Source organism: Marinobacter sp. BW6 (assembly GCF_008107725.1).
GTDB lineage: Bacteria > Pseudomonadota > Gammaproteobacteria > Pseudomonadales > Oleiphilaceae > Marinobacter.
In genome coordinates this window covers 1-392 of the sequence record NZ_VIRN01000011.1, presented here as the reverse complement: position 1 = coordinate 392, position 392 = coordinate 1, and the positions used below count along the sequence as shown (strand labels likewise).

The following is a 392-nucleotide window of genomic DNA, read 5'->3' as shown; positions in this document are numbered from 1 at the left end:
GAGGAGGTCATGCCGGGAGCGGTCGATGACGCATTGGCCAAGATCGACGCGGTACTCGGCAGGATCGACACGGCAACCGCCGCCGGCGGCGAGGGGGACGAAGACCTTTGGCCGCTGGTCCGGGCACGGGCGCTTGCCCTGCCCGAGGCGGATCCGTTCTACGAGTTGAAGCAGAACCTGGAAGCGCTGTCGAAGGACATGAAGACGGTTGCCGACCGGCCAAAAGCCGGGGAAATGGTGACCGTCGACGAGGTGTTGGGCGATCCTGACCTGCAGGCCTCGAAGCCGACGGATTTCGACAAGGTCCTGGCCGAACTGGCGACCATGCCGGAAAAGAACAAGGCCAATCTCGACAAGCTTGAGACCATCCTGGCCGAGAAACTGCCCAAGAC

Annotated in this window: 1 protein-coding gene; it reads left to right on the top strand. The window is 63.3% G+C overall.

The features are described from left to right. Nucleotides 1-392: hypothetical protein (locus tag FMN52_RS19765; RefSeq protein ID WP_162525008.1), on the top strand; the 392-nt coding region annotated here is incomplete at both ends.